21 protein-coding genes, 1 other RNA gene and 1 pseudogene are annotated in these 24,610 nt (G+C 59.2%); 6 read left to right on the forward strand and 17 right to left on the reverse strand.

The window, feature by feature from the left end; genetic code table 11:
• Positions 1-19 precede the first annotated feature (19 nt).
• Entirely contained in the window at positions 20-436 is a 417-nt protein-coding gene (locus C4Q27_RS15405) for a hypothetical protein (protein WP_064490862.1), read from the forward strand.
• 151 nt (positions 437-587) lie between these two features.
• On the opposite strand, the gene C4Q27_RS15410 is transcribed toward C4Q27_RS15405, so the two are convergent.
• The 10 genes from C4Q27_RS15410 to C4Q27_RS15455 all read right to left on the reverse strand — a co-directional run bounded on the left by C4Q27_RS15410 (position 588) and on the right by C4Q27_RS15455 (position 9,671).
• The gene (locus C4Q27_RS15410) at positions 588-1,016 is read right to left on the reverse strand and encodes a hypothetical protein (RefSeq protein ID WP_064490863.1); all 429 of its coding nucleotides are present in this window, start codon (positions 1,014-1,016) and stop codon (positions 588-590) included.
• Between the two features lie 15 nt (positions 1,017-1,031).
• Positions 1,032-1,457: a hypothetical protein gene (locus C4Q27_RS15415; protein ID WP_014592441.1), complete on the reverse strand. Its 426-nt coding sequence runs from the start codon at positions 1,455-1,457 to the stop codon at positions 1,032-1,034.
• Between the two features lie 74 nt (positions 1,458-1,531).
• Positions 1,532-2,920 carry a hypothetical protein gene (locus C4Q27_RS15420; RefSeq protein ID WP_104887028.1) on the reverse strand — a complete coding sequence of 463 codons (1,389 nt, stop codon included), beginning with the start codon at positions 2,918-2,920 and terminating at the stop codon, positions 1,532-1,534.
• 27 nt (positions 2,921-2,947) lie between these two features.
• Positions 2,948-4,084 (reverse strand): M23 family metallopeptidase, encoded by a 1,137-nt coding sequence (locus C4Q27_RS15425; protein WP_104887029.1) that lies wholly within the window; start codon positions 4,082-4,084, stop codon positions 2,948-2,950.
• A 13-nt stretch (positions 4,085-4,097) separates the two neighbouring features.
• Positions 4,098-5,273, reverse strand: a complete 1,176-nt coding sequence (locus tag C4Q27_RS15430; RefSeq protein WP_104887030.1) for a hypothetical protein — start codon at positions 5,271-5,273, stop codon at positions 4,098-4,100.
• A 7-nt stretch (positions 5,274-5,280) separates the two neighbouring features.
• Complete coding sequence (locus C4Q27_RS15435) at positions 5,281-6,417, reverse strand: hypothetical protein (RefSeq protein ID WP_104887031.1); 1,137 nt, start codon at positions 6,415-6,417, stop codon at positions 5,281-5,283.
• 1 nt (position 6,418) lies between these two features.
• Positions 6,419-7,174, reverse strand: a complete 756-nt coding sequence (locus tag C4Q27_RS15440) for a hypothetical protein (RefSeq protein WP_014592436.1) — start codon at positions 7,172-7,174, stop codon at positions 6,419-6,421.
• A gap of 11 nt (positions 7,175-7,185) precedes the next feature.
• Complete coding sequence (locus tag C4Q27_RS15445) at positions 7,186-8,037, reverse strand: hypothetical protein (protein WP_064490865.1); 852 nt, start codon at positions 8,035-8,037, stop codon at positions 7,186-7,188.
• Entirely contained in the window at positions 8,030-8,548 is a 519-nt protein-coding gene (locus C4Q27_RS15450; RefSeq protein ID WP_064490866.1) for a hypothetical protein, read from the reverse strand. The genes C4Q27_RS15445 and C4Q27_RS15450 overlap by 8 nt, the downstream gene beginning before the upstream one ends.
• 352 nt (positions 8,549-8,900) lie before the next feature.
• Positions 8,901-9,671 (reverse strand): nuclease-related domain-containing protein, encoded by a 771-nt coding sequence (locus C4Q27_RS15455; RefSeq protein ID WP_104887032.1) that lies wholly within the window; start codon positions 9,669-9,671, stop codon positions 8,901-8,903.
• Positions 9,672-9,840: 169 nt separating this feature from the next.
• Between C4Q27_RS15455 and C4Q27_RS15460 the strand changes: the two genes are divergently transcribed.
• Positions 9,841-12,234, forward strand: a complete 2,394-nt coding sequence (locus C4Q27_RS15460; RefSeq protein WP_104887033.1) for a TonB-dependent siderophore receptor — start codon at positions 9,841-9,843, stop codon at positions 12,232-12,234.
• A 184-nt stretch (positions 12,235-12,418) separates the two neighbouring features.
• On the opposite strand, the pseudogene C4Q27_RS15465 reads toward C4Q27_RS15460, so the two are convergent.
• Positions 12,419-12,683 (reverse strand): annotated as a pseudogene (locus C4Q27_RS15465) (DUF3077 domain-containing protein).
• A 463-nt stretch (positions 12,684-13,146) separates the two neighbouring features.
• On the opposite strand from C4Q27_RS15465, the gene C4Q27_RS15470 reads away from it, so the two are divergent.
• Genes C4Q27_RS15470 through C4Q27_RS15480 form a run of 3 tightly spaced genes read left to right on the forward strand, consistent with a single transcriptional unit; the run spans position 13,147 to position 16,402 of the window.
• Positions 13,147-14,103 carry an HNH endonuclease gene (locus tag C4Q27_RS15470; protein ID WP_104887034.1) on the forward strand — a complete coding sequence of 319 codons (957 nt, stop codon included), beginning with the start codon at positions 13,147-13,149 and terminating at the stop codon, positions 14,101-14,103.
• 10 nt (positions 14,104-14,113) lie between these two features.
• Positions 14,114-15,316: a type II restriction endonuclease gene (locus C4Q27_RS15475; protein WP_104887035.1), complete on the forward strand. Its 1,203-nt coding sequence runs from the start codon at positions 14,114-14,116 to the stop codon at positions 15,314-15,316.
• Positions 15,317-15,319: 3 nt separating this feature from the next.
• Positions 15,320-16,402, forward strand: coding sequence for a hypothetical protein (locus C4Q27_RS15480; RefSeq protein WP_104887036.1), 1,083 nt, complete (start codon positions 15,320-15,322; stop codon positions 16,400-16,402).
• A 247-nt stretch (positions 16,403-16,649) separates the two neighbouring features.
• Here the strand turns inward: C4Q27_RS15480 and dcm are convergent, their stop codons facing one another.
• Entirely contained in the window at positions 16,650-18,086 is a 1,437-nt protein-coding gene (gene dcm, locus C4Q27_RS15485) for a DNA (cytosine-5-)-methyltransferase (RefSeq protein ID WP_104887037.1), read from the reverse strand.
• A 296-nt stretch (positions 18,087-18,382) separates the two neighbouring features.
• On the opposite strand from dcm, the gene C4Q27_RS15490 reads away from it, so the two are divergent.
• Entirely contained in the window at positions 18,383-18,814 is a 432-nt protein-coding gene (locus C4Q27_RS15490) for a very short patch repair endonuclease (RefSeq protein ID WP_104887038.1), read from the forward strand.
• Positions 18,815-19,233: 419 nt separating this feature from the next.
• Here the strand turns inward: C4Q27_RS15490 and C4Q27_RS15500 are convergent, their stop codons facing one another.
• The 5 genes from C4Q27_RS15500 to C4Q27_RS15530 form a co-directional block, all read right to left on the reverse strand.
• Positions 19,234-19,497 carry a DUF3077 domain-containing protein gene (locus tag C4Q27_RS15500; protein ID WP_003249898.1) on the reverse strand — a complete coding sequence of 88 codons (264 nt, stop codon included), beginning with the start codon at positions 19,495-19,497 and terminating at the stop codon, positions 19,234-19,236.
• Between the two features lie 72 nt (positions 19,498-19,569).
• On the reverse strand, positions 19,570-19,812 hold the full coding sequence (locus tag C4Q27_RS15505) for a hypothetical protein (protein ID WP_003249899.1): 243 nt from the start codon (positions 19,810-19,812) through the stop codon (positions 19,570-19,572).
• A gap of 385 nt (positions 19,813-20,197) precedes the next feature.
• Positions 20,198-20,589, reverse strand: a transfer-messenger RNA (tmRNA) gene (ssrA, locus tag C4Q27_RS15510).
• Positions 20,590-20,688: 99 nt separating this feature from the next.
• Positions 20,689-20,979, reverse strand: coding sequence for a hypothetical protein (locus C4Q27_RS15515; protein ID WP_004576166.1), 291 nt, complete (start codon positions 20,977-20,979; stop codon positions 20,689-20,691).
• Between the two features lie 773 nt (positions 20,980-21,752).
• Positions 21,753-24,563 carry an FAD-binding and (Fe-S)-binding domain-containing protein gene (locus tag C4Q27_RS15530; RefSeq protein ID WP_104887040.1) on the reverse strand — a complete coding sequence of 937 codons (2,811 nt, stop codon included), beginning with the start codon at positions 24,561-24,563 and terminating at the stop codon, positions 21,753-21,755.
• Positions 24,564-24,610 lie beyond the last annotated feature (47 nt).

The raw sequence follows: 24,610 nt of genomic DNA on the forward strand, positions 1-24,610 counted from the left end.
GATCCGGGGAGATGGCGAAATGGACGATAACTGGGCTGCACGCAAGGGCAACATGAGTCTGGATGGCGGTTACAACGGCTCTGTCCAGCAGGCCATTGCCAACCTCCATGTGGGCCGCGACCAAGGGCGGCAGGAAGGGCTGCAGGAGGGTTATCAGGCGGGCTACCAGGAAGGCTTGGGGCAGGGCCGCAAGGAGGGCTTCAGGAAAGGGCGCTCCCATGGCTATGCTGAAGGCTGGGATGCCGGTGTGGCGCAAGCCAACGAGAAGCTGGAGCCCTTGCGTGGGTATGTGCGCCAGTATTTTGAAGAAACCGTTCAGCTCAGGGCTGAAGCAGAGCGCCTGCGCGAACTGATTCAGCTGATGCACGGACAGATGGCGAAGATGGCGCAGTCGTCAGCAACGCCGCAGGATGACGCGCCCGACCCGACGGTGTGAGTGTTGGCCTGGTAAACATCCAGCCACCAGGGGCGGCAGCAGCTTAGACCTGACGTACCAGCAATTGCCTCAGGTCGCCGGCGCGGCCAAGCGCGCCAAGGCTAAACCGACGGCGAGCGAGTCCGAAGTTGCAGAGCTCAGCACCCTTGGGCTAGGGGGCTGGCTGTTGCGCTTGTGGGGCTGTCGAAGGCGGTTGGAGCGACTCGTGGCCCGGGTTGTCCGGGCCGCCAGCAGCCGGGCCCTCGACGGGCATGCAAACCAAGGCCGTGCGCACCTGGGCGGGGTATTGCTGCATCTCGTAGCCATAGGCGGGCGGCTGCCGCATTTCCGGTGCCTGGCATGTGCCTTCGACCACTCCTTGGCGAGGGGTGGAGAAATCGCAGCGCTCACCTTCGTAGCGGTTCGAGCACGAACGATAAGCTGCAACCGGCGTGACCTGCTTGGGCACCGGCACGTAGATGGTGGTATTGCGCGGTAGCTCCTGCCATTGCTCCTCGGCCACGGGGGCTTCCTGGGCCTGGGCAGCACTCGCCAGAGCCGACATACCGAAGGCCAGCATGAGTGAAATGGTCGCTTTCACAGGTGCCTCCCGGCGTCACATGCCCGGCTCGTAGTCCGAGCCGCTGCGGTTCTTTGGTACAGGGTCGCTGTGGTCCAGCCCGGCATTCACTTCCACGCCGCGCTCTTTCATCTCGCTGATCATGTACTCATAGCCGACCATGAAGTGGGCCAGGTCGTAGCCTGGGTCAGCCTCCTTGATCCTTGAGGTCAACTCGACGATCTCGAGCTTCACCGGGTCGGGCGTCTCGTCGGTGTCCCAACCGTTCGAGCTGGCTTCCAGTTTGTTCAGGTGGAAGGCCTGGCTGAAGGCCTTGCCTTCCACCGTGATTTCCTTGGACAGTTTTTCATACAGGTTCCGGCCACCCAGGCCTTCTTCCAGCTTGCCGTCGATCACCCGCAGGAACTCCAGGTGGGCTTCCGGCGTGGCGGTGATTTCTTTCCAGTTGCTGTACTCGGTCATTCCATTCTCCTTGCGTGGATGATTACGTGCGCCTTCATGGCTCCCTCTGGGAATCGGCTGAGCTGGGGGCTGTCTCAAGGGGTGAAGTCATCGCCCTGTGAAGGGCCCGAAGGCTTGCCGCGAACCAGGCTGACGATGCCTTGCACCATTTCCTTCAGGCGTTCGCCAATACGCTGCATCACTTCCCTCAGGCGCTCCAGATGCGACTGCGTTTCGCCCGCGAAAGCCGGCATGCTGCCCGCATTGCGGTGCATGCTCTCGCTGGAGCTTTCCAGCCGGTTCTTCAGCTTGTCGTAGTGCGGGTTGTCCTGGGTTTCCGGGTTCAGCAATTCTTCCTGGGCGCGCCCGTACTGGCGGGCCCAGCCGGTGAGGGCCTTGTCCATGGCTTTTTTGCTGCTCTGGGCGTCGGGGGACTCACCTACGGCCTGGACGAAGCTTTCGTGCAGGTCGGTGTATTCGCCGTCGGGTTTCATCTTCTCGATCACTTCGGGAACGCTCAGGCCGGTTTGCTCGGCGCGGGTTTCGATCTGCTCGCGCACCTGAGGCAGGCTCCCAGCGTTCCAGAAGGCCGAGTGGGCTTTTTCGTAGTTGGTCGCGGCCTTTTCAACCTGATCTACCCGGTACTCGGAAAGGCGCGGCAACACCTGCACGCGTCCGGTCATTTCTTCGGCCGAGCCGGGCTCAACCGCCGCGCTGTGTTTTTCCGCAGTGGCCGATTGCGCTGAGGGCACCTGTGCATCCTGAACTTGCCCATCCCCACGCAGGGCAGAGGCCAGGGCACTCGCGCCCTTGCCGATACCTTGCATGGCGGCGCCGGTGAGCGAGGCTACGCCCCCCACCAGTTGGGCGCCGCCCCTGAGCAATGATTCGGCACCGTTGGCGTCCCGCGGGTGCTGTGGCTCCTGTTCTGCCGGTTCTGCGGGTTTCGGTGGCTCTGCAGCGTTGCTCGCGTTGTCGAGAAGGGCTGCGTTGATGCGGCGTACTTCATCAGGGTCGAGGGACGATCCTTTGGGTTTCACCTCCCCGGCAACCTTCATGATGGCGTCAAATACGCTTGGGTCGATATCTGGCGCGGCGCCTGGCGACGGCCTGGCGTTTGTTTGCTGGCCGCTATTGTGGGCCTGCAGGGCAGCCGTATCGATCGAATGCACGCTCCAGCGACCTTGTGTCGACTGTTCGCTGCCGGCTTCGGCGCCACCTTGGTAATCCAGTTGCACGGGTTTGCCGACGGCGGGTGCGGTTTCGCGCATGGCCTGTTCAAGGCCTGCCCCCCAAAGGGTCTGTGGACCGGCAGGTGTTTGCAGGGTTACGTAGTAGCTACCCTGCTTGGCAGGGTCGTTTTGATAGGGTGCTGCGCCATGATGGACCAGGATGCCTGCATAACTCCGCCCTGGCTGGGCTGTTTGCCCGGCAGCAGAATCAGCGAAGGCTTGATCAGGCTTATCGAGTTCTTTGGGTTCCATCTGTGTTTACCTTTCGTGGGCGCCGCGTTATTCAATGGATCTGGAAACAGCTCCTCTCTGGGCTCGCTGCTGGGCCCTGTCGGTCTGCATCCGTTGACCTGCCAATTTCTGCGACGCGTAAACGGCAAGCAATGCTTCAACTTTTTCCTTCTTGCGATAAATCGCTTCCGACAAATAATTACCGACACCGACCGCCCGGTTGTAGTCGACCCACAGGGCTCGGCTGGAAACATGGGTGATACTGTTGTTCCACTCGGCATCGCTGAAGCGCCGGCTGGCTTCAGTCGCCAGCATTTCTGAAACCGACATGGTGTCGTAGCCACCGATCGGAGCGGTGGGCAAGGCACCATAGCCATCAGCGTCGGACAAGTACATCGCAGGCGTCTTGCCATCCGCTTCGGCCAGCGCTGCATCGGCGTTGGCTGCTGCCACCTGGACAGGCTCAGCCGTGGAGTCTGGCGCAACCCCGCCCGAAGGTACATTACCGAAAAGGATCTGGTGCTGCGCCTTGGTGTCTTTGCCGAGGATTGGGTAATGCTCGGGGTGACCATCCTGGATGGCGTAAGTTTGGCAGAAATAGGGGGCCGGGTCAGTCTTCCAGCCAATGCCAGCCTGCGGGCTGACCACGGCGGAAGGCAACTGCGCCGGGTTGAATGGCCCTCGGTGAGCATTTTCCCTGAACGCCTTGGCCCTGGCCTCGTCTTTTTTCGTGGTGCCATAGGTGAAGTGCAAGTGCTTCACCATGGACGTACTGGGGGTGTTGCCTGACAGGCCCAGCTGCTGCCCCGGCTTGACCGTGACGCCTTGCTTGATGCCGTTGGCGAAGCCGCTAAGGTGGTAGTAGGCGACGATATCGCCATTGGCCCGCTGAATCAGTATCGCATTACCCGCAGACCTTCGAGAGCCGGCGAAGGTGATCTTGCCCTCGGTGGTGGCATACACCGGTTGCGATGTACCGCTGGTGGAAAAGTCCAGGCCATCGTGCATGTGCGCCTTCTGGTTGGCCGAACCATGGTTGGCCGCGCCGCCACCCCGGAACTTGCCGAAACGACCGGAAACAATTTCCTTGTCGGTGGGGGACACCATGCAGGTGTCCGCAATGGCGCCGTGGGCACACGCCAGCAGGCTCAGGCCGGCGAGGCCGCGCAAGATCGTTCTGTTCATCCCTTGCGCTCCGTCACTGCACGCTCTGCTGTACGTTCTGCCTGGCGGCATTTTCCGCTGCCCGGGTGGTCTGGGTTTGCGCACCCGCGGCAGTTACCGACATGGACACCAGCGAAGCGAGTTGGGCCTCCATGCTTTCGTACTGGCGATATTGTTTTTCCAGTATGGCCAGGTCCAGCGCCTTGATCTTCAAGATCTCGATCAGCGCACCTCGCTCGTTCTGTGCGGCCATGACCCGGGCCCAGCTGTCATATTGAGGCGTATTGCCCGAATAGCGTTTGACCTCGTTGCGAAAGTGCACGGCCAGTGGCAGGTCGGTGCCTGTTTCCGTGCCTTCCACGCCGGAATAGTCGAGCTGGATTGCTTTCAGGCTGGCCAGTGCTGGCGACACCAGCGCATCCTTGCGGGCCTTGGAAAGCGCGTAATCTTCGGTGGCTGCGGATTTGCCTGCCGATGCTGGCACCGGTCCGTTCGGCAGGCCGGCTACGTTATTGACGAACCCGACTTTCGCCTGGTACAGCGGTTCGTTTTCCATGACGGGTTCGAACAGGGTGGCCACGGTCAGGTCGGCGCCCGGCAGCGAGCCGACCGATTCGCACAAGCCTGAATCTGCCTGGTCCTGGGTGCAGAACTGCTTGCGCGCCTTGACCAGTGCAGCCTGGGCGCTGATGGGCTCGGCGTAGGTGCCTGGTGCAGCCACGATCTCGGACTTGACCCGCTGGCGCACTTCGGTGCCCATGTCGGCATCGCGGGCACTGATCAGCGTTCGTGTCGCATAGACCGAGCAAGGCGAAAAGCCTTGGCCGAATTCGCCACCGTAGTCGAAGCGTGACTGCTTGACCCGCTGGGTCTGGGCCAGCACCTTCAGCCCCGTCGCCGTTTGCTGGGCAGCATTGTGCCCAGCTTCCGCTATCTGGTTTGCCGCCAGGGCTTTCTGCTTGGTCAGGATCGCGATGGCCGAGGTCAGGCGCTGGCTCTCGGTTTCAAGCAGGGCCGACAGCGAAGCATCTACCCCGGACACCAGGCCGTTGAGTGTCTGGGTGGCCGCAGTGAATGCCGGCGCTACGGTATTTTCCTGATACTGGGGTGGGCAATAGGCCCAAGCCAGCGTAGAGGTCAGCACAAGCGAAGCACCCAGCGAGACCTTCCATTTGCGCGCTTCACGCGCTGCGTCGAAATCCTTTTTCATGGGCACCTCACTGTACCGACTGCGCTGCTGTTTCAGACAACACTTTCTGGTAGCGCGCTTCCAAAGGGGCGTCCAGGCCGTCAGAGGAGGCGATTACCAGCGTTGCCAGGTTAGCGAGCAGTCGTTGGTTCTGCTCGTACTGCTGCTGATGAATCCAGACTTCGAGGCCGCCCATCTTGGCAGCCTCCACCAGCAACCCGCGCTGGGTCTGGCGGGCCAGGTTGCCCGACCATTGCTGCGCTTCCTTGCCACCGAAGTACTGGTTCACGCGCAGCTTGAGCACTTCATTGGGGGACTTGCCGCCGAACTCCGTGCTGCGGGTGTTGGCGGCGTTGATCATCGACAGGCTGTAGGCCGGTACAGACAACATCGAGTCCTTGCGGTTTTTCTGCACCATGTAGGTTTCGCCGGCGGGCGTAGCGCCAGCGGCCTTGACCAAGGCTTCGTCCGGGGGACCGATCACGTGCTGGATGTAGGCGGTACGCGCTTCGGTGGCCAGCGAGTCAGCATCCGCGGCTTCGAACAGCAGGGCGGCGTTGGTGTCACCACCGGGTAGCGTACTGAGCGTGCACAGCCCGGCGTCTGCCTCTGCGGCGGTACAGAACTTGTCGCGGTGCTCTTTCAGGCGTTGCTGCATCGCCTTGCCTGTGGAAGCCACCAGGCGACCTGGAGAGGCATCCAGCTCACCGACAGCTGCCTTGGCCTTGGCTGCCATGCTGGTGAATGCGATGTCCATCGACTTGTTCTTGATCACGGTGCCGCAAGGGTCGAAACCTTGGCCGGTCGCTGCGTTGAAGTCGAGGTAGGCCTTGGTCGCGGCCGCGTTCTGTTGCTGCGCGCGGCTGGCATTGATCAGTTGCTCGGCGGTTTGCCTGCTGTTGTCCGCGACCACACTCGCTGACAGTGCTTCCTGCTTGGTGGCTACGGCCACGGCCGAGATGATCTGCTCGAACTTTATGGTCATCTGGTTACCGAAGGTCGTGCCGAACGTGGTGATGTTGGTGCCCACGGATGCTGACAGCGCGCTGATCTGCGCAGCGGTCCACATCTCGGCAGGGCCGAAACCGTAAAGCGCCCCGTAGGAAACACCCGAGAGCATTGTCGAGCCCACGACAATGCTGGCTAGCTTGAGCCGAAAATTCATATCACTGCCCTGTGAGCATTGGCACGCGACGGTCCGTCACTTGCCCTACGAGAGAGTTGGCAGCCATCGCGGTCATGGCCGAGGCGGCGAGTTGCTGCGACTGGGCAGCATTGCAGGCGACCGTGGTGCAGTCGATGTATGCTTCCGCACGTTGATCCGTGATCATGGCGGTGTATGCATACGCTGCGGTCTCGCCTTCCGGGGCGAGGGTCATTTCGCTGAACGGCCCGGCGTAGTCCACATCCCAGCCCTGCATGCCGTTGGCGTTGAGCGTGCACATGCCCTGCCTGGCTTCGGACACGCTGCAGTAGTTGTCGCGGTGCATGGCCAGGGTCTCACGGTCGGCCACTGCCCTGGAGCCCACCCGTTGCGAGGAATAGGTTGCCATCAGCCGCGCTGCGTCCTTGTCACGCTGTGACACCGCTTCGACCATCAGCTTGCCCTGCTGCTGGGCAATGCACTTGCTGGTGACCGGTTGCCCCACCGCGGAGTCGAACGAGGTCACGGCCGCCATCGCCCGGTCGGACATCTCGATGGCGCCAACTGCGTTGGCAAGCTGCTTTTTCGAATCGTTGTCCATTTGCGAGATCACGTTGGCGGACAACGCGGTCTGCTTGACGGTCACCGACCAGGCACTCATCTCGCTCTGCATGGTGCTGATGAATGTCAGCACCGAAGCCCAGGTCAGTGCTTGGGCCGGAAGCGCCGTAGCGCCCAGGCCTAGGCCAACGGCCAGAACTGCCGCGACTTTCTTCATCTCCAGCCCCCTTAGTTGAACAGGCCTGCAGCCGAGCCGGACGACCCGCTGGCTGACCCGGACGACGAACGGCTGGTATTGCTCGAAGTTCTCGAAGATGAGGTGCTCGCTGCGGGCGCCACGGTGCGGGTGGTGGCTGCACTGCTGGTGGTGGTGCCAGTACCGTTACCAGTGCTGGCGCCGCCGCCGAAGTCAGTCTGGACGTAGTTGAACGGGTTGACGTCGACGGTGTAGGTGGCCTCGTAGCCGGCGGGTGTGCTGTGGTAACTGCTACCCAGTTCCGGGTCGAGTGTACTCATGCCCTTGCTGACCAAGCCATTGGTCAGCCCGTTCAGGTCCGCCAGTGAAGTGCCGCTGCTGACCTTGCCGATCGCCTGGTTGATGGGACTGGTGACCATCGAAGAAACCTGCTGTATCGCCGTACAGACCTTCTTCTGCGCGTATTTCAATACCGCTTGCTGGGCTGCCGCGAAAATGGAGCCCAGGCTCGGGATCGAGCCGGAGAGATCGAACAGGCTGCCCAGGCCCCCAAAGCAATCCGCGGTGGCGCTGAATAGCGACTCGACATTGGGCGTTGCGGCAGCCAGTTCAGTATGGATTCTCAACGCGTCGTTGATGGAGGCACCGATCGTCCCCTGCTTGGTGCCGTCGGCGCAGTCCTGCGCATCGGCCTTGATGGCCTCGGCCACCACGGAGCTTTGCTCCGAGAGCAGCGTACTCGACGAGGAGCCCAGGCTGCTGGTGGCGGCGAATGCCGGCCCGGCCAGCAATAGCCAGGCACCCAGCACACCACCCATCACCGCGCGCTTGCCCACAGATTTGCCCACCGCCACAGCGACAGGGTTCAGTCGTCCGTCATACATCTGCGTAACTCTCCATGATCTGTGAAATCTCGCGCAGCCGCTCGGCAGAGAAAATCTCGCTGAGCAGGTGAGCTTTGCTGAAGGCATCCAGCCGGCGGCGAAATACCGTGAGGTCAGCGAGTTGCGACAGGTCGCCAGCCAGCAGCGGCGCCAGCGCACCGCTAAACGCGTCGTTGTGTTGCGCGACATAACGAGTTAGGTACATGCAGCGCGAAGAGGTGAGGTGGGCCAGCAACTCGGCAAATGCCTGTGGAACCTGATGCAGGACGCGTGCATAGGCCCGGACGAACGACTGCAGCTCCTGCATCAGCAACTGGATCTCGAACTGATGCGTCGAGGCATCCTCTTCGAAGTCCACCGTCCAGCGGTCCAGGCGGTCCATGCTCACCAGAAACTTCACCAGCTGGGCATTGCGCGACGATTTCGCGAAATGACCAAGGACGCCGTGTGCCGTGAGGTCCAGCGAGTCGATGGGCGGTATGTGCGCACCGGCGGTTGTGTATTCGTCCATTCCCTGCACTCGGTTAAAGCATACTGAAATACGCTAAACTGCATCCTTTTTTTAATTCTGTATCAAAAATGCTGGCGTATCAACTTTTTGACACGTGAATTACAAGAGCGCAATGTTGGCAAATAGCCACTGCGCAGCAGGTGGTTCGCGCCTGATCATTCAATTGGATGCCTTGATTGGCGTGGCTTGCGCAGTGGGATGGTGGCCGCTGATAGGCCACAGACTTTGCTCATTCGGGAGCGGCTCGCGGCGCGTAACCAGCGGCTGGTGCGCAGGGTTTACGTGAGGCGGGAGAAGGGAGGCCTCGGTCAGGAGGGGGGGCGGGGCTGACCCTACGGCGTGAAAGGCTGCCTCAGAGACTTTGCATGATTCGGCATTTGGGAAATGCCGAGCAGCCCCAGAATTGCTGGCCGGCCTTGGTGCCCGACTTGTAGCTCCGAACCAGCAGGGCGCTGCCGCATTTCGGGCATTGCCGCTCGGCTGTCGGGTCGCTGCGGCGCTTGAGGTTTTGCACATGCTCGCGATGGGTGGCAAGCGTCGGCGCGCGGCGTCCGGCCTGCAGGGCTTCTAACATGGCGTCGACTTCGGCCTCGCTGAAAACCGCTTCCTCGTACGACTTCATGTAACGAATGAATTTGCTGCCTTGGGTGACGTTGGCCGGCATTGCGGTCTTGAACGTGCTGTCACCCACGAAGGTGATGACCGAATGCAGGTGCGTGGCGTCGACGCCCAACGTTGCCTCCAGCGCCTTGAGGTGCTTGTAGTTCTGCCGCAACGGGTTCTGGAACTTGAAAGTGCGCTTGTAGAGTTTCTGCGTCCACTGCGCCTGCTTTTCACTGCCGAAGATCCAGCCGCTCATGTTTTTGGTTTCCAGCACGAAAATGCCGTACACCGAGATGAACACATGATCAATCTGCGTGGTGCCGTCCGGGGTATCCAGGGTGATGTTGTGCAGGCTGCGATAGACCTGCTCGTCCAGCTTCAGCCAGACGAAGTAGCGCACCAGCAGCTCGCCAAGATACCCCTTGGTCGCGGGCTGCTTGAGTACCATCAGGAGTATGACGAGCGGGACGAACCAGCTCAGGGTGCCCGCGTACTGGCTGATAACTGCGATGAAGTCCATTTCTAGTTGCTCCAGGGTTCCATGGGGCTGCGGACTTTACCGAAATTGACGTGATAGCACGATGGAATTGCTCAGCATCGAAAATAAATGAGGTGATTTCTCATTCTCGTTCGGCCTGTGGATAAGGCCGGAATACAGGCCAGTTGCCGACCCTCCACGGAGCTAGAGAATGAGTTCGACACCGGTACCACAGCGCCATCCATTGAATCGTGCCTTGCACGCAGCAATTCTGGGTTTGGTAGTGAGCAGCTATGCATTGCCGTCGCTGGCGCAAACCTCGGGCGCTGATCAGAACACCCAGATGCAGCAGTGGAATATCCCTGGCGGCCCATTGGCGCCGGCGCTGGACCGCTTTGCCCGTCAGGCAGGGATCAGCCTATCCTTCGATGCGCAGAGCGTGGCAAATCGCACGACCCAAGGCGTGCAGGGCAGCCTGGCGCCATCGGCAGCACTGTCGACGCTGTTGCAGGGTACCGACTTGCAGGTCGAGCAGCAGGGCCCGAACGCCTACCTGGTCATCCCCCAGGCAAAGCCTGCCGGCCCGCTGGAGCTGGGCGCGACCGAGGACTACCGCCTGGCGCCTGTCATCATCAATGCCAAGGTCAAGGCCAGCGCCGACGATGACGCCAACTCGGTGGTTGCCAAGGAGCTGTGGGTTGGGGGCAAGGTGGCGACCAGCATCCTCAACACGCCCGCGTCCGTGTCTGTGGTGACCAACAAGGAAATGCAGCAGCGCAGCGTCAGCACCACCGAAGAGGCGCTGCAGTACACCCCCGGCGTGGTCAGCGACTACTACGGTTCGGACGACCGCAACGACTACTTCCTGATCCGCGGCTTCCAGGCCACCACCTACCGAGACGGCCTGACCCTCAGCTCGATGCGCGGTGTGCGCGAAGACCCTTACGCCTACGAGCGTATCGAAATTCTGCGGGGTGCCAACTCCACCCTGTTCGGCCCGGCAGACCCGGGTGGCTCGGTCAACTTCGTGACCAAGCAACCGCGCTTCGAGAAGTTTGGCCAAGGCTACGTGACCTACGGCTCCTATGACCATGCCGAAACCGGGATTGATGTAGGCGATGCGCTGAACGACGAACAAACCCTGGCCGGCCGCTTCACGGCCAAGATGCAGAACAGCGACCGCGAGTACGACCACTCCCAGGACGACAACCGCTTCGTGATGGGCGGCCTGACCTGGGCGCCAACCGACTTCACCTCGGCCACGGTGGTGCTGGATTACCTGAAGACCAACAGCTCGCCGAACAGCGGTGGCTACCCGCTGGACAAGGAGTACGACCGCAGCGACTTCTACGGCGAGCCCGGCTACAACTTCCACGATGTCGAGCGCACCAGCCTCAGCGGCAACATTACCCACGACTTCGACAACGGCTTCACCCTGCGCAGCAACCTGCGCTACAGCGAGCTGACCGATGACTTCGGCTATGTCTACCTGAGCGACAACGCCTCGCGTGTTGGCACCACCATTCCGCGTTACGTTTTCGGCACCGACAGCGATGCCGACCAGCTCAATGGCAACTTGATGCTGCAGTACGATGCGCAGTTCGAGCACATCGACAGCAGCACGCTGGTGGGCGTCGAGTACCTCGACTCGACGACCAAACAGAGCTCGGTCTACGGCCTGGCGCCTTCCATCGACATCGCCAACCCGGTATTCACCGGCGTGCCCGGCGGCATCACGCCCTATACCCGCAAAAAGAATGACGCCACCACCAAGGCGGTTTTCCTGCAGCAGAACCTGTCGTTCTTTGACCGCGTCATCGCGACCGCAGGCGTGCGCAATGACTCGATGGACCTGTCGAGCAAGGAATACATCGGTGGCGAGCAGACGGAAAAGGACAACTTCTCCGAAACCTCCTACCGCGCGGCACTGACCTATATCGTCAACGATGAAGTGTCGACCTACGTGAGCATGGTGGAGTCCGTCTCGCCCCCGCAAGTAGGCGTTACCCCGCAGACCGGCAAGCAATACGAAGTGGGCATCAAGTATTCGCCCATGGGCATGGACGCACTCTTCTCCGCCGCTGTTTACGACCTGACCCAGGAGAACGTCACCATTGCCGTGGTGTTGCCAAGCGGCATCATCGAGCAGCAGACGGTGGGCGAGTCACGCGTGCGAGGCCTTGACCTGGAAGCCAAGGCACAAGTCACGCAAGACATCAGCGTGATTGGTGCTTACTCCTACATGGAGTCCGAAGTGCTGCGCGGGTCGCTGTATGACGGCTCTTCCTTGAAGGGCAATGAATTCACCACTGCGCCCAAACACACCGCATCGCTGTGGAGCTACTACGACATACCTGGCACTGACGTGAGCGTCGGCCTGGGCGCGCGGTATGTGGGGGCGTACTACATGGATGCTGCCAATACCAAGAAGAGCGATGGGACCACGTTGTTTGATGCGGCGCTGAACTACAAGATCGCCAAAGGAACCGACCTGGCGCTGAATGTGAGCAACCTGTTTGACGAGCAACATGTGGTGGGGTCGGGGACGGCGAATTACTACAACCCGGGGCGGGAGGTGACGGCGAAGGTGAGTTATAGCTGGTAAGGCGGGTGAGGGTGGATGGGGGCGGGCTTTGGTTACTCGGTTGGTTCGCGGTGGTTCAGTGCTGCGAAATGCCTGCTCCCCCCCTTTCGCCCTCAAAGCGGCCCATACAGGAGTGCGTAATGGCCGGTTGGGAGCGCAAGACAGATACTCCCACGGGTTGCGGGCGAAAACTGCCTTGCAAGCTTCAACGCATCATGCCGAGATCGGTATCATCCAGTAGCGCTTTGCCCCAGGGCACAGAGGTAGTGCGCTGCACAGAACAGCTTCGGTTTATCTTCCATCAGCCCGTCGATGGTCAGGTCAAGCGCGTAGCCCATCAGTTCAGAGGCCTGTTCGCGGGCGTTTTGGCAAGGAATGCCGGCTTCGATGCGGAACAGTGGGAGGCTCTGCTTTTCACCTTGAAAGAAGATGGTTTTACCGACAGTGCATTTCGTGTCTTCGGTTGTCATTGTTCGATCTCCCTGGTTTTGCCGATGCAGTGGTCAGCCGGGCTGGTACAGGCTTGCTCGGTATGCGAATCAATGCATCGGTTGCGGATTGGTTGGCTAGCTGTATTTGCACCAGCGCTGATTCGAGTAATCGGCGCAGGGTTTCGAGCTCCTCCCGAATGTGCTGCATCGAGTCCTAACGTGGTAACTGAATACGTTTCTTCAGGTCTGAGGCATGACATGCTCAACGCTCATGCCGATTCTACGTGGGCGGCGGCGTATGGGAGGACAGAGCTGGGTGCGTATTTGATAGAGGGCCCGCATACCATAAGTGTTCTGGTTGTCGATAGTGGCACATGATGGCTATCCTGCGCACTTCAATAGCTAGCAAGAGCCGCACGCATGGAAAGCGTTTATTCGCATCTCTCTCCCCAGGGCGGATCATTCTGCTGTCGCACCAGAAAAGTTAAACGGGCACCGACTCATGCTCGATAAGTCATCCGCATGGGACCATCCTTTTTTTAAAGTACTTGCGAAAAACGACACGGGGCAGGCTTGTGGGCATCAGTCCGGACTGGTTGTGCCTATACCTATTCAGCAGTACCTCCCAGCAATCCAAGGTCAGCCATGCAAGGAAAAGCCATCCATAGCTATTCCGCTGACGGCTCACCTATATGCCGCTGGTGTCAGCCTTGGTGAGGTTGAAACCCGTTATCAAGTTCAATCCTGGGGTGGTCTCAAAAGGGAGCACAGGATAACTTTTGCGCTGATGCCTTTGCTGGGCTCTGCGCGTGCAGGTGATATTTTGCTGCTTCAGAGAAGGTTAGACTCCTGCGATGTATACCGGCTTGAGCTGCTGCCTCAAAATTCCATTCAACATGCTGCTGCACTAAAGCTCACGGGAAAGCGTCGCTGGGGGGCTCTAGATATTCTGAAGGTGCCTGAGTCCTTCGCTCAGGAGCTGGAAGAAGCTCTTGAGCAGGAGAGGGAAAGGCAAGCATCGGCGTTCTCGCTTTTCGAGGATGTCCCGGATATCAACGTATCTGTAGTCAAGAAATTTGCCCGCTCTCTGGCGTTCAGAAAAAGTGTTCTGATGCAGTACGGTAATCGCTGCGCAATTTGCAAGGTAGGGTTTCTGGCACCGGCTGGCCTCTATGGAGTGGAGGCTGCACACGTGGTTCCACGGTCCGAGAAGGGGACTGACGACGTTCGCAATGGCATCGCGCTCTGCAGAAATCACCACTGGGCATTCGATGCGGGCCTGTTCGGTGTAGGTGATGATCTGAAGGTGTTCGTCCCAGATTCAGTTGCTGCCATCTCTGCAAACAAGTCTCTGGCAGTTCTTCATGGCAGGAAAATCCTGCAGGCTGCCGACATTACACTGAGAGTAGATCCAGCAGCGTTCCGTTGGCATATGGCCAAGCTGTTGAATAGAAAATAAGGAAATACCCATGGAGTCACTCCGTCATCACTTCACTGGCATCGCTACCAAATACTTGTCTCGCGTTGATGCAACGCGAAACTCCAACCAGCATGAAATCGGGTCGAATGCCTTCGCAAGCATTCTAGGCCAGCCTGGTCATGTTTCTGTATTCCTGCGTGGTGTGTTCCTCTATTTCGGTGACGGTGCAGAAGAACCGCTTCGTGCCGCCGGGCAGCTGACTTGGTACGATGCCCGGCGTCATCAGCCACATCGAGGCCCTGAGTATCGCCTTTACTACCCGGATAATCCCGTTACGCTAAAGATGAACGAGACGGACTTCTGCATAGTCGCAGTCAAGCCTGACAACACGGTGATGATAATCGTCACGCCCCATGGTTCGACAAGCGAGAGGCAGCTGCGTTGGCTGTTTGGCATCGGCCACGTATCCAGTGATCGCTTCCAGACTCAGGAGGTACAGGGGGCACGGCAGGTCAGCATCATCGAAGCGATGATCCTTGAGGAGCTTGGGCTTGAGCCTATTGGTGGTGATGAAAACTGGCTTGGAGTACTGCTTGAGCGTTTTGGTCCCAGTTTTCCTACTACTGCAATATTCAGCCAATTTGCCCGAGAAACCTGCCCCCAGAATGTGAACAGTTTTGGCTCGGCCGATGCTGTTCTGATGGCGTGGATGGAGCACGAGGAAATGCTATTCCGCACACTGGAACGCCACCTTGTCCAGATTCAGCTGAATAGTGGTTTTGAGAGTGTCGAGCACTTTATCCGGGTCTCCCTAAGTGTTCAAAACCGAAGAAAGTCTCGTGTTGGCTATGCTCTCGAGCACCACCTTGCGGCTATCTTTACCGCGCATCAGATACCATTTGGCAGGCAGGTTCAGACTGAGAATCGAGCTACTGCAGACTTCCTATTTCCAGGACAGCGAGCCTACCTCGATCCGTTGTACCCAGATAACAGGCTGATGATGCTCGCCTCCAAATCAACCTGCAAGGACCGTTGGCGTCAGGTTCTGACCGAGGCAGCGCGTATCAGGGTCAAGCACCTGTTTACCCTAGAGCCTGGGATTAGTCTCCACCAGACGAACGAAATGCAGGCTCATAATCTTCAGCTTGTGATTCCCGGTAGCTTGTTTGGCAGTTACAGTCTGGCCCAGCAGCAATGGTTACAAAGTCTTGATCAGTACATCAGTAAGACTAAACAGATTATCGGAAGCTGAATCATGCAAACGCCACTTGGGCTTATCGCTGACCTTGATCTGGATAATCCGCAAACAGTGTACGACATCCTGGCGCAGGATAAGCATAGTATTGCCGAAGGTATGGTGGTTGAGAGTATTTTTGACCAAATTATCGAGCACATCCCTAAGGTGGTTGAGGGGGATTCTGCAATACTGCTCGATGTGGAAACATTCATTACTAGGGATCCGAAAAATTTTGGCAATGCGCATGCTTTTGTCTGGGCGCGTACAATGGGGGAGGGTTTGGGAAGGTACCTCCGCACACTGTCGAAAGGCTTTAATGTTTATTTGCTTAAGTGGTGTGATTCGTCAGTGAGCTTCAAGGCTGGGATCTTTCAGGCGGGACAGCCAATAAAATGGATGCCGCTTGAAGAACTTGTTGGGGGACTGGGGCATGAGCACTGTCAACGCTATGAGGTTGTTGAGAGTGTGCGTAACAGACAGCGTCAGCTCGGAGCCTTCTGGGGGTACTTGAAGGAGAGTCATGGAAAGTATCTTAAAGAACGTGTAGCATTGCCGCGACTTCTGGTCAATTGGGGGATTCAGCCGTGGTTCAAAAGTGTCTGGAATATTGATAGGGTTATTATTATTGGTGGACAAATCTGGGCTTTGGAAGTAAAGCATAAGTTCCCGTACGGAGAGCCCGGTCCCCTGAAGTTTGGACTGAATGTCGGCGAAGGATATATGCTCCGCGATCTTGCGAGGGTCGGCATAAAGGGACTTCACGCTATTGTGGTTAAACCTTATTGGAATACGAATGTAGGGTCATCCTACTTGGTATCCAACTACGATGTGCGAGACCAAGCCATGGTGGTGGGGATGACGATTAATGAAAGAGAAATTGGTAGGATTTTAGCGCGTTCATCTGAAAGCTCGCCTACTCATACTAGCGTTAATGGTAAGACGAAGCCAAAATACAAGCCGATGCTATTATCTGAATTTACGTCACTGTCGTTCCTTGCCAAGCGGGAGGAAATAGCCAAGCGTATTTGCCTCTTGCTACAGGGTAGGTTGAATGAGCCATGCAACGATGACCAGCTCAGAGCCTTGAAAATAGAAAAATAAGTGAATAACTGTGAGGTGGGCTGATTTGCAAAAAAGAAAATGCGCGGTAGTGCCCTAGGCCGGTGCTCAAAAAATAACTGCCGTAGCCAAGTGAAAGGCTGATGATCCTTGAAAGTTTCGTCGTTGAGGCGAGAGGCCTTGGGGTGGGCTTGAGACTACGCTTACGAATGAGCCAAAGAGGCGCTCGAATTGAGCCTGCCTCTTAGCTTTAGGTACTCGAAAATCGAGGATGCTTGACCTATGATTTTCAGCTGGTAAGAGCCATTTCCAGCTGTGACCTCTCTATATCTTGGACTTTCCCCTTGGCTGCCAGAATGCGTTCCTCCATCATTCGTGCGACCGCTTCGAAAACTGGTACCGCTACGGAGTTGCCGAACTGGCGGTACGCCTGCGTGTCAGACACGGGAATGATAAAGGTGCTTTCACCAGGTTTGTCGAACCCCATTAGCCGGGCGCATTCGTGAGGAGTCAGACGACGTGGGCGGTTCATCTGGTTAAGTTCGCTATGGAATTCCAGCTTTTCCGAAAAACCACGATCAACCAAAATCTCGGATCCGTCCTTATGGTAGCGTGCAGATAGCGTCCGCGCTACATCGTTTGGACCCGTTAATCCGAAGCCGAAACCGTTACCTTTTTCCCTGTGCTTTTGAGCGTACGTGTAAAGGTACTCCCAGAGTTTTGGCGTAAGGATGTACTTGCTGTCTACTTCCTTATCAAGAAGGTCGCCAAACGAGGGCAGTTGCGCTGGCTGGTATTTTACGATGTCCTTCAGTGTGAATCCTTGATGGACATTCAGATCCCTTCTGAAACCGACTAAGACGATCCGCTCACGGTGTTGCGGCAAAAACTTCGCCGCATCAATTACCTTCGGGTCTGTGCCCTTAGGTGCGTTAACATCAGCGACCTCGTAACCGAGCTCATCCAGCGTTTCGCAGATGATGCGGAAAGTATTGCCCTTGTCGTGGCTTTTGAGATTCTTCACGTTCTCGAGCAAAAACGCAGCTGGGCGCTTGGCTGCGATGATTCGAGCAACATCGAAAAACAGGGTGCCTTGGGTTTCACACTCGAATCCGTGCTTGCGACCTAGAGAGTTCTTTTTAGATACGCCCGCTAGTGAGAATGGCTGGCAAGGAAAGCCGGCAAGTAGTACATCGTGGTCTGGGATTTCGCGATCTATATTGCGGTAGGCCTCCTCGTCGCTGATCTCAGGCTTGTCTGAGAGGGTCACGGACCTGATGTCCAGGTTGAAACGATGGCGAATCGGATCGCAGTAATGGTTGGCCTTGTAGGTTCGGACCGCATACTTGTTCCATTCGGAGGTGAACAGGCATTCCCCCCCGATCGCTTCGAAGCCCTTACGGATCCCGCCAATCCCGGCAAAAAGATCGATGAAGGTAAACGTTCGCTTGCCTTCGACCCTGCGCGGAAGAAGCTCGCTCAACCGCTTGTGATCAACATATGAAAGCTTAGGAGATGCTTTGCCTTTGTACCAGCGGTTGATTGTTTCACGGCACCAATGGCCTGGGCTGGCTTCATTCAGTATTTCTGCGAGGAAACCTTGGTCATAAATCTCGAGTAGCTTGTGTAGTAGCGCTAAATCACTGCCTGCGTGGTTTCCGGACCGATCTGCAGTGGCAGAGACGTCGGCATAGGTGGAAGGTTGCTCATTATCAAGAAAATCCATTGAGTACCCCTCTGGGTCAAAACTGTGACGAAATGTCACTATTCTATCCCTATTGGAATGAATGTGAAGCGTTTTTGGCCGATCGCCTGATGGCATGGTATAAAACGCCATGAGTGCTGTATATAGATACAGTATAGGCCGAGCGCAAGGGCCCGACCAGAATACTCATATCCGTGATCTTGGCTTGAGCGGAGTCGCTGCTGTATAAGCGCCAGATGATCGATGATTTGGTGTGCCACAGTCGCCGGCCGCAGCCTATAGGTGATCGCTGAAAATCTCGCCTTTTTGGAGCAGATATGGACATAGTCGACCCGGATACCCGTTCCAAGATGATGTCCGCTATCCGGGGTAAGGATACCGTGCCGGAGATGATCGTCAGGCGCTTCCTGCATAGCCGGGGTTATCGCTATCGGATACATCGGAAGGATCTCCCGGGTAGGCCCGATCTTGTGCTCACTCGTTTGAAGGTCTGCATCTTCGTCCATGGCTGTTTCTGGCACCGCCATCCAGGTTGCGCCTTCGCAACAACTCCGAAGACACGCCCAGAATTTTGGAGCGAGAAATTGCAAAAGAACGTCATGAGAGATCTTGCCAATGTCGAAGCGCTTGAATCTGCGGGCTGGAATGTCCTAATCATCTGGGAATGCCAGCTGAAGAAGGATCCAGTAGCGTTGCATAGGTTGGATCAGAAACTGCGCCTTCTCGACGCCGCTCAATCGCCAACGTAACAATGTAGGAAGGCGTATCGAGTGCCACATCCTGATGTGGACGGTTTTGGACGTCGGAATGGCGTTTAACACCATCGGACATAGGAATGGATGAAACCTCAGAATGGCTTGGCTATAAGGTGGGGGCGCGGCTGTCGCTTATGGCGGCAAGCCCTCAAGCGACGAAGCCAGAAGAGCAGGCTTCAGTGGGCGCGCTATAGACGCCAAGCCGACCTTTACATACCAAGCCTCAGAACTGCTCATCCTCACCTAGGGGAACGCTTCGCGTCACGTACCTGAGGCAGGAGCCGTATGTGGTAGTTCCGAACGTACGGATCTGTGCGGGGGGCAGGTAACGGCCATCCCTACCGCGACCGATCGATCGGAGTGACGGGGCCAAGCGGCTGACGCTGACCCCTTTAAGCATCGCGGTGCGTGATTCAACGCATCATGCCGAGTTCTGCATCATCCAGTAGCGCTTTGCCCAAAGCACAGAGATAGTGCGCCGCCCAGATCAGTTTGGGCTTGTCTTCCATCAGCCCGTCGATGGTCAGGTCCCGTGCGTAGCCCATCAGTTCCGAGGCCTGCTCGCGAGCGTTTTGGCAAGGAATGCCGGCTTCGATGCGGAACAGTGGGTGGGTCTGGTTTTCGCCTTGAAAGAAGATGGTTTTACCAACTGTGCATTGGGTGTCTTCGGTTGTCATTGTTAAATCTCCCTGGTTCTGCTGATGCGCCGGTAAGCCGGGCTCCCACAGTTTTTCCGCTCGGTCTGCGAATCAATGCATCGGTTGCGGGTTGGCTGTTTGCTGTATTTGCGTCAGCGCGGATTCGAGTAGCCGCCGCAGGGTTTCAAGCTCGTGCATCGAGGCCATGATCAAAACCGATGCGGGTGACTTGGGCTGCATCAGTATTGCCTGCTGGGCTACGGCTTCTGCACAGAGCGCGTAGTCCGAGGCCATCATGATCGTGTCTTCCAGGGAGTGGAGGTGGTGGGGTGGGTCGGGGACTATCTTTAGCATGGCGTGGCTCCTGTCGTAGTGAAGCAACCACCCTCCGCGGCTAAACAGTAAGGTGGCAGCTGTACGCGGGTTAGCCGACCGGGACGTCAGGCACCCGGCGCACCCGAAGGTGCCCCACGCACAGCCGCCATAAAGCGCCAATGCCGATTGCTCGGAATTGCACGGCTGTGTTGTCTGACGAAAGCGGGCGGCTAAACCCGGTCGTTGAATGCCAACGACACGTCGAGACTAGAGACCGTATTTAACGTGTGCAACGGAAAACAGGCGCAGGCAGTATCTTTGGGAAACGCCCTACAAGAAAGGGGATAAATCCGAACTTTTCGACCCGCAGCGCCCAAATGCCAGGCACAAAAAAAGACGCCCGAGGGCGTCTTCTTTTTGGATTTGGTGGAGCCGGGGGGATTTGAACCCCCGTCCGCCAGTACTCCGCTGTCGGTACTACATGCTTAGCCGTGTCTACTGATTTAATCCGCAGCCGCCCGACGGGCAGGGTGCTTTGGATGAGTTGTGTAAGTTTTAGTCACTTCGCCCACAACGTGCTACGCGACGATCCTGTTCTGTATGACAATCATTTCGGGTTTACAGGCATCCCCTAGTGATTGCTGGAGCCGAAGCTACCAGAAGCAAAGGTCACTTACGCTGCGAGAGCGTAGGATTCCTCGCCGTAGGTTTCGTCATTGGCAACTATAGAAGTTGCAACAGTGGATTTACGAGTTCTGTTACCAACTCGGCATGCACCTAGAGTTTCGCTACCGGCGTCGAATCCTAATCGGCCCCGCACTAGCTCTTGGCTAACGCACCTTACGGCGCGTAGGACGGAGTATACGCCATTGCGCGGGCGACGTCGACAGCCGGTCCAGTCGCCCGCTTTTGGGCTTACGCGCCGCCGCTGCTGCTGCCGCTGCCTTTCTCGGTTTTTTCCAGGCGCTCCAGGACCTTGCTGGTAATGGCAATGCATTCCTTGGTATCGCCCGAGGCCTGGGCGGCCTTGGCTTTGTCGACGTGCTCGGTGATGGCTTTGTCCAGGCCTTCGGAAGTGGCGCCGGCGGTGGCCATGCTGTCGTCGATCTTTTGCAGGTTGGCGGCGCAGAGGTCATCGGCGGCGAACACCGGCGAAGCCAGCAGGGTGGCGGCCGCGAACAGGGCCGAAAGTGCGGTACCTTTCATGGGTGTCTCCTCTGGGGCCTCTGGAAGGTGGGCCTGTAAGGTGGACTGCGGGGGATTGGCGGGGGTTCCATCGGGATGTGGCGGGGCGATATTGAGGTGGGGATGGCACCGGCGTTGCCGGTGTTCGCGGGTGAACCCGCGGATACGGCGGGCTGTGTATAACCACCGATGTGTGGGCACCACCAATCGGTGTAGGGGCGGGTTTACCCGCGAATGCGGTGGTGGCTGCGACGGTGGACGACGGGTAGAGATTTGCCAGCAGGGCTGGCCTCTTCGCGGGTAAACCCGCTCCTACGGGGGGGCTGTGTATAACCACCGATGTGGGCACCACCAATCGGTGTAGGGGCGGGTTTACCCGCGAATGCGGTGGTGGCTGCGACGGTGGACGGCGGGTGGGGATTGGTCAGCAGGGCCGGCCTCTTCGCGGGTGAACCCGCTCCTACGGGGGGGGGGCTGTGTATAACCACCGTTGTGTGGGCACCACCAATCGGTGTAGGGGCGGGTTTACCCGCGAATGCGGTGGTGGCTGCGACGGTGGACGACGGGTAGAGATTGGCCAGCAGGGCCGGCCTCTTCGCGGGTAAACCCGCTCCTACGGGGGGGCTGTGTACAACCACCGATGTGTGGGCACCACCAATCGGTGTAGGAGCGGATTTACCCGCGAATGCGGTGGTGGCTGCGACGGTGAGCGGCGGGTAGAGATTGGCCAGCAGGGCCGGCCTCTTCGCGGGTAAACCCGCTCCTACACAGCGCTCCCCACCTATATCAACGCGTTAGAGGCTGCGTGGCCGGGTGACGCGGTCCACCAGGTAGACCAGGCCGTGGTAGTCGATGCCGCTGTGGCTCGACAGGCCAATCTCGCAGGTGCGGCTGGTGGAAATACCTTCGCTGCAATACTGCACGGCGTCCTTCAGGCTGCGCAGCGAGTGGGCGTTCAGCTCGGGGGTGGTGAAGCCTTTGTCACCGGCAAACCCGCAGCAATGAATGCCTTCCGGGATCACCACCTGTTTGCTGCAACGCCGCGCCAGGTCGATCAAGGCCTGGCTTTCGCCCAAGTGCTGGGTGCTGCAGGTCACGTGCACGGCTACCGGTTCGTCCTGGGGGGTGAACTCCAGTCGGTCAAGCAGGTGGGTGCGGATGAAGCGCACTGGGTCGTACAGGTCCAGCCGGGTGTCGCCCAGGTCCTGCACCAGGCGCAGGGTGCAGGGGCTGGTGTCGCAGTAGATCGGGTCGAGGCCACCGCGGCTGGCGTGCAGCAGGGCGGTGATCAGTTCCTGGCGTTTGTGTTCGGCCTGCTCGGGGTAGCCCTTGGAGGCGAACGGCTGGCCGCAGCACAGGCTGTCGGCGTTGTCGGGGAACACCACCTGGTAACCGGCCTTTTCCAGCAGGGCGCGGGTTTTGTCCAGCAGCGAGCTTTGCTCGCGGTCGGCATAGGCCGGGCCCATTACCCGGGAAACGCAGGCAGCCAGGTACACCACGCGGGGGCGGGCGTCGTTGCTGGTGGCGCCGAAGGCCAGGGGGCGCAGCGGTTGCGGCATGGCCGGGGTCCATTGGGGCAGGCGGCCTTTGCTGGCTTTGCTCAGCGAAGCGCTCAGGCGGCCCAGGCGCGGGGCGCCTAGCAGCTTGCGTGCGGTGTTGGCGGCGGTCAGGGTCAGGCGCGCACCGCTTAGGGCAGTGTGGAAATGCTCGGCCAGCCAGTTGGCGGTTTTAGCGTGGTCGGCGGCCTGGCTGCGCAGTTTCTTCACCAGCTCGCCGGTGTTGATGCCGACCGGGCAGCGCTGGGCGCACAGGCCGGTAGCGGCGCAGGTGTCGATGCCCTGGTACTGGTAGCTTTGCATCAGTGCGCGGGTATCGATGCCGGCGCGCTGCTTGGCCTGGATGTCACGCCACATGACGATGCGCTGGCGCGGGCTGAGGGTCAGGCCCTTGGACGGGCACACCGGTTCGCAGAAGCCGCACTCGATGCACTTGTCGACAATTTCGTCGGCGGCAGGCAGCGGCTTGAGGTTTTTCAGGTGGATATCCGGGTCGTCGCTCAACACCACGTCAGGGTTGAGGATGCCGTTGGGGTCGAGCAGGCGCTTGAGCTTCCACATCAGCTGGTAGGCGTCGTGCCCCCACTCCAGCTCCACGAAGGGCGCCATGTTGCGCCCGGTACCGTGTTCGGCCTTGAGCGAGCCGCCAAACTCCACCGCCACCAGCTGCGCCACGTCGTCCATGAACGCCTGGTAACGGGCGACTTCTTCGGCGCTGTTGAAACCTTGGGTAAAGACGAAGTGCAGGTTGCCTTCCAGCGCGTGGCCGAAAATGATCGCTTCGTCATAGTGATGCTTGTCGAACAGCTGGATCAGGCGGTTGACGCCTTCGGCCAGTTGCTCGACGGGGAAGGTCACGTCTTCGATGATGACCGTGGTGCCGGTCTGGCGCACGGCACCGACGGCGGGGAAAGTGTCCTTGCGGATTTTCCACAGCTGGTTGTACACGGCCGGGTCTTCGCTGAAGTCCACCTGCTGTTCCAGCGGGAAGTCGGCGATCGAGGCCATGATCTGCTGCAGTTGCTCGTGCAGCAGGCTCTGGCTGGCGGCGCGGGATTCGATCAGCAGGGCGCAGGCATTGTCCGACAGGCCTTTTACCCACAGCGGCATGCCGGGCATGTTCTGCACCGAGCGCAGGCTGCGGCGGTCGAGCAGTTCCACGGCCGAGACCGGCTGCTGCTTGAGCACGGGTACCGCGCGGCAGCAGCTTTCGACGCTGGGGAACACCAGCAGGGCGCTGGCCTTGTGCGGGTGGTCGGGCACGGTGTCGTACGTGACGGCGCTGATGAAGCCCAGCGTGCCTTCCGAGCCGACCAGCAGGTGCTGCAGGATGTCCAGCGGCTGGTCGTAGTCTACCAGTGCGTTCAGCGACAGGCCCGTGGTGTTCTTCAGCCTGTATTTGTGCCGGATGCGTTCGGCCAGCGCGGTGTTGGCGCGGGTTTCGCGGCCCAGGCGGGCCAGTGCTTCCAGCAGATCGGCGTGGCTGCTTTCGAAGGCGGCGACGCTGGCCGGGTCTTCGCTGTCCAGGCGGGTGCCGTCGGCCAGCACCAGGCGCAGGCCCGCCAGGGTGTGGTAGGTGTTCTGCGCGGTGCCGCAGCACATGCCACTGGCGTTGTTGGCGACGATGCCGCCGATCTTGCAGGCGTTGATCGAGGCCGGGTCGGGGCCGATCTTGCGCCCGAAGGGGGCCAGCCAGGCGTTGGCCTGGGCGCCGATCACGCCGGGTTGCAGGCGAATCTGCTCGCCCTGGCGACGGATTTCGCGGCCGTTCCAGTTATCGCCGAGCACGATCAGCACCGAGTCGCTGATGGCCTGGCCAGACAGGCTGGTGCCGGCAGCGCGGAAGGTGACCGGCACCCGCTCGCGCTGGGCCAGTTTGATCAGGCCGACCACTTCGTCCTCGGACTCGACGCGCACCACCAGCTTGGGGATCAAGCGGTAGAAGCTGGCGTCGGTGCCGAAGGCCAGGGTGGAGGTGGGGTCGTCGAAGCGGCGTTCGGCGGGGATCAGGCGCTCGGCATCACGCAGGAACGCGGCGGGCAGGCTCATGCAGTCTCCTCGCGGGGCTGTGGCGTCTGTGCGCTACATGCCCCGGG

The sequence above is a fragment of the Pseudomonas sp. SWI36 genome (assembly GCF_002948105.1).
Classification (GTDB): domain Bacteria; phylum Pseudomonadota; class Gammaproteobacteria; order Pseudomonadales; family Pseudomonadaceae; genus Aquipseudomonas; species Aquipseudomonas alloputida.

Bases quoted from the DNA above. Each gene is read 5' to 3' on its own strand.
- C4Q27_RS15420 (WP_104887028.1), bottom strand. From the start codon at position 2,920: ATGGAACCCAAAGAACTCGATAAGCCTGATCAAGCCTTCGCTGATTCT.
- C4Q27_RS15490 (WP_104887038.1), top strand. From the start codon at position 18,383: ATGGACATAGTCGACCCGGATACCCGTTCCAAGATGATGTCCGCTATC.
- C4Q27_RS15440 (WP_014592436.1), bottom strand. From the start codon at position 7,174: ATGAAGAAAGTCGCGGCAGTTCTGGCCGTTGGCCTAGGCCTGGGCGCT.
- C4Q27_RS15450 (WP_064490866.1), bottom strand. From the start codon at position 8,548: ATGGACGAATACACAACCGCCGGTGCGCACATACCGCCCATCGACTCG.
- C4Q27_RS15515 (WP_004576166.1), bottom strand. From the start codon at position 20,979: ATGAAAGGTACCGCACTTTCGGCCCTGTTCGCGGCCGCCACCCTGCTG.
- C4Q27_RS15430 (WP_104887030.1), bottom strand. From the start codon at position 5,273: ATGAAAAAGGATTTCGACGCAGCGCGTGAAGCGCGCAAATGGAAGGTC.
- C4Q27_RS15530 (WP_104887040.1), bottom strand. From the start codon at position 24,563: ATGAGCCTGCCCGCCGCGTTCCTGCGTGATGCCGAGCGCCTGATCCCC.
- C4Q27_RS15500 (WP_003249898.1), bottom strand. From the start codon at position 19,497: ATGACAACCGAAGACACCCAATGCACAGTTGGTAAAACCATCTTCTTT.
- dcm (WP_104887037.1), bottom strand. From the start codon at position 18,086: ATGGATTTTCTTGATAATGAGCAACCTTCCACCTATGCCGACGTCTCT.
- C4Q27_RS15470 (WP_104887034.1), top strand. From the start codon at position 13,147: ATGCTCGATAAGTCATCCGCATGGGACCATCCTTTTTTTAAAGTACTT.
- C4Q27_RS15435 (WP_104887031.1), bottom strand. From the start codon at position 6,417: ATGAATTTTCGGCTCAAGCTAGCCAGCATTGTCGTGGGCTCGACAATG.
- C4Q27_RS15460 (WP_104887033.1), top strand. From the start codon at position 9,841: ATGAGTTCGACACCGGTACCACAGCGCCATCCATTGAATCGTGCCTTG.
- C4Q27_RS15445 (WP_064490865.1), bottom strand. From the start codon at position 8,037: ATGTATGACGGACGACTGAACCCTGTCGCTGTGGCGGTGGGCAAATCT.
- C4Q27_RS15480 (WP_104887036.1), top strand. From the start codon at position 15,320: ATGCAAACGCCACTTGGGCTTATCGCTGACCTTGATCTGGATAATCCG.
- C4Q27_RS15505 (WP_003249899.1), bottom strand. From the start codon at position 19,812: ATGCTAAAGATAGTCCCCGACCCACCCCACCACCTCCACTCCCTGGAA.
- C4Q27_RS15425 (WP_104887029.1), bottom strand. From the start codon at position 4,084: ATGAACAGAACGATCTTGCGCGGCCTCGCCGGCCTGAGCCTGCTGGCG.
- C4Q27_RS15455 (WP_104887032.1), bottom strand. From the start codon at position 9,671: ATGGACTTCATCGCAGTTATCAGCCAGTACGCGGGCACCCTGAGCTGG.
- C4Q27_RS15405 (WP_064490862.1), top strand. From the start codon at position 20: ATGGACGATAACTGGGCTGCACGCAAGGGCAACATGAGTCTGGATGGC.
- C4Q27_RS15475 (WP_104887035.1), top strand. From the start codon at position 14,114: ATGGAGTCACTCCGTCATCACTTCACTGGCATCGCTACCAAATACTTG.
- C4Q27_RS15415 (WP_014592441.1), bottom strand. From the start codon at position 1,457: ATGACCGAGTACAGCAACTGGAAAGAAATCACCGCCACGCCGGAAGCC.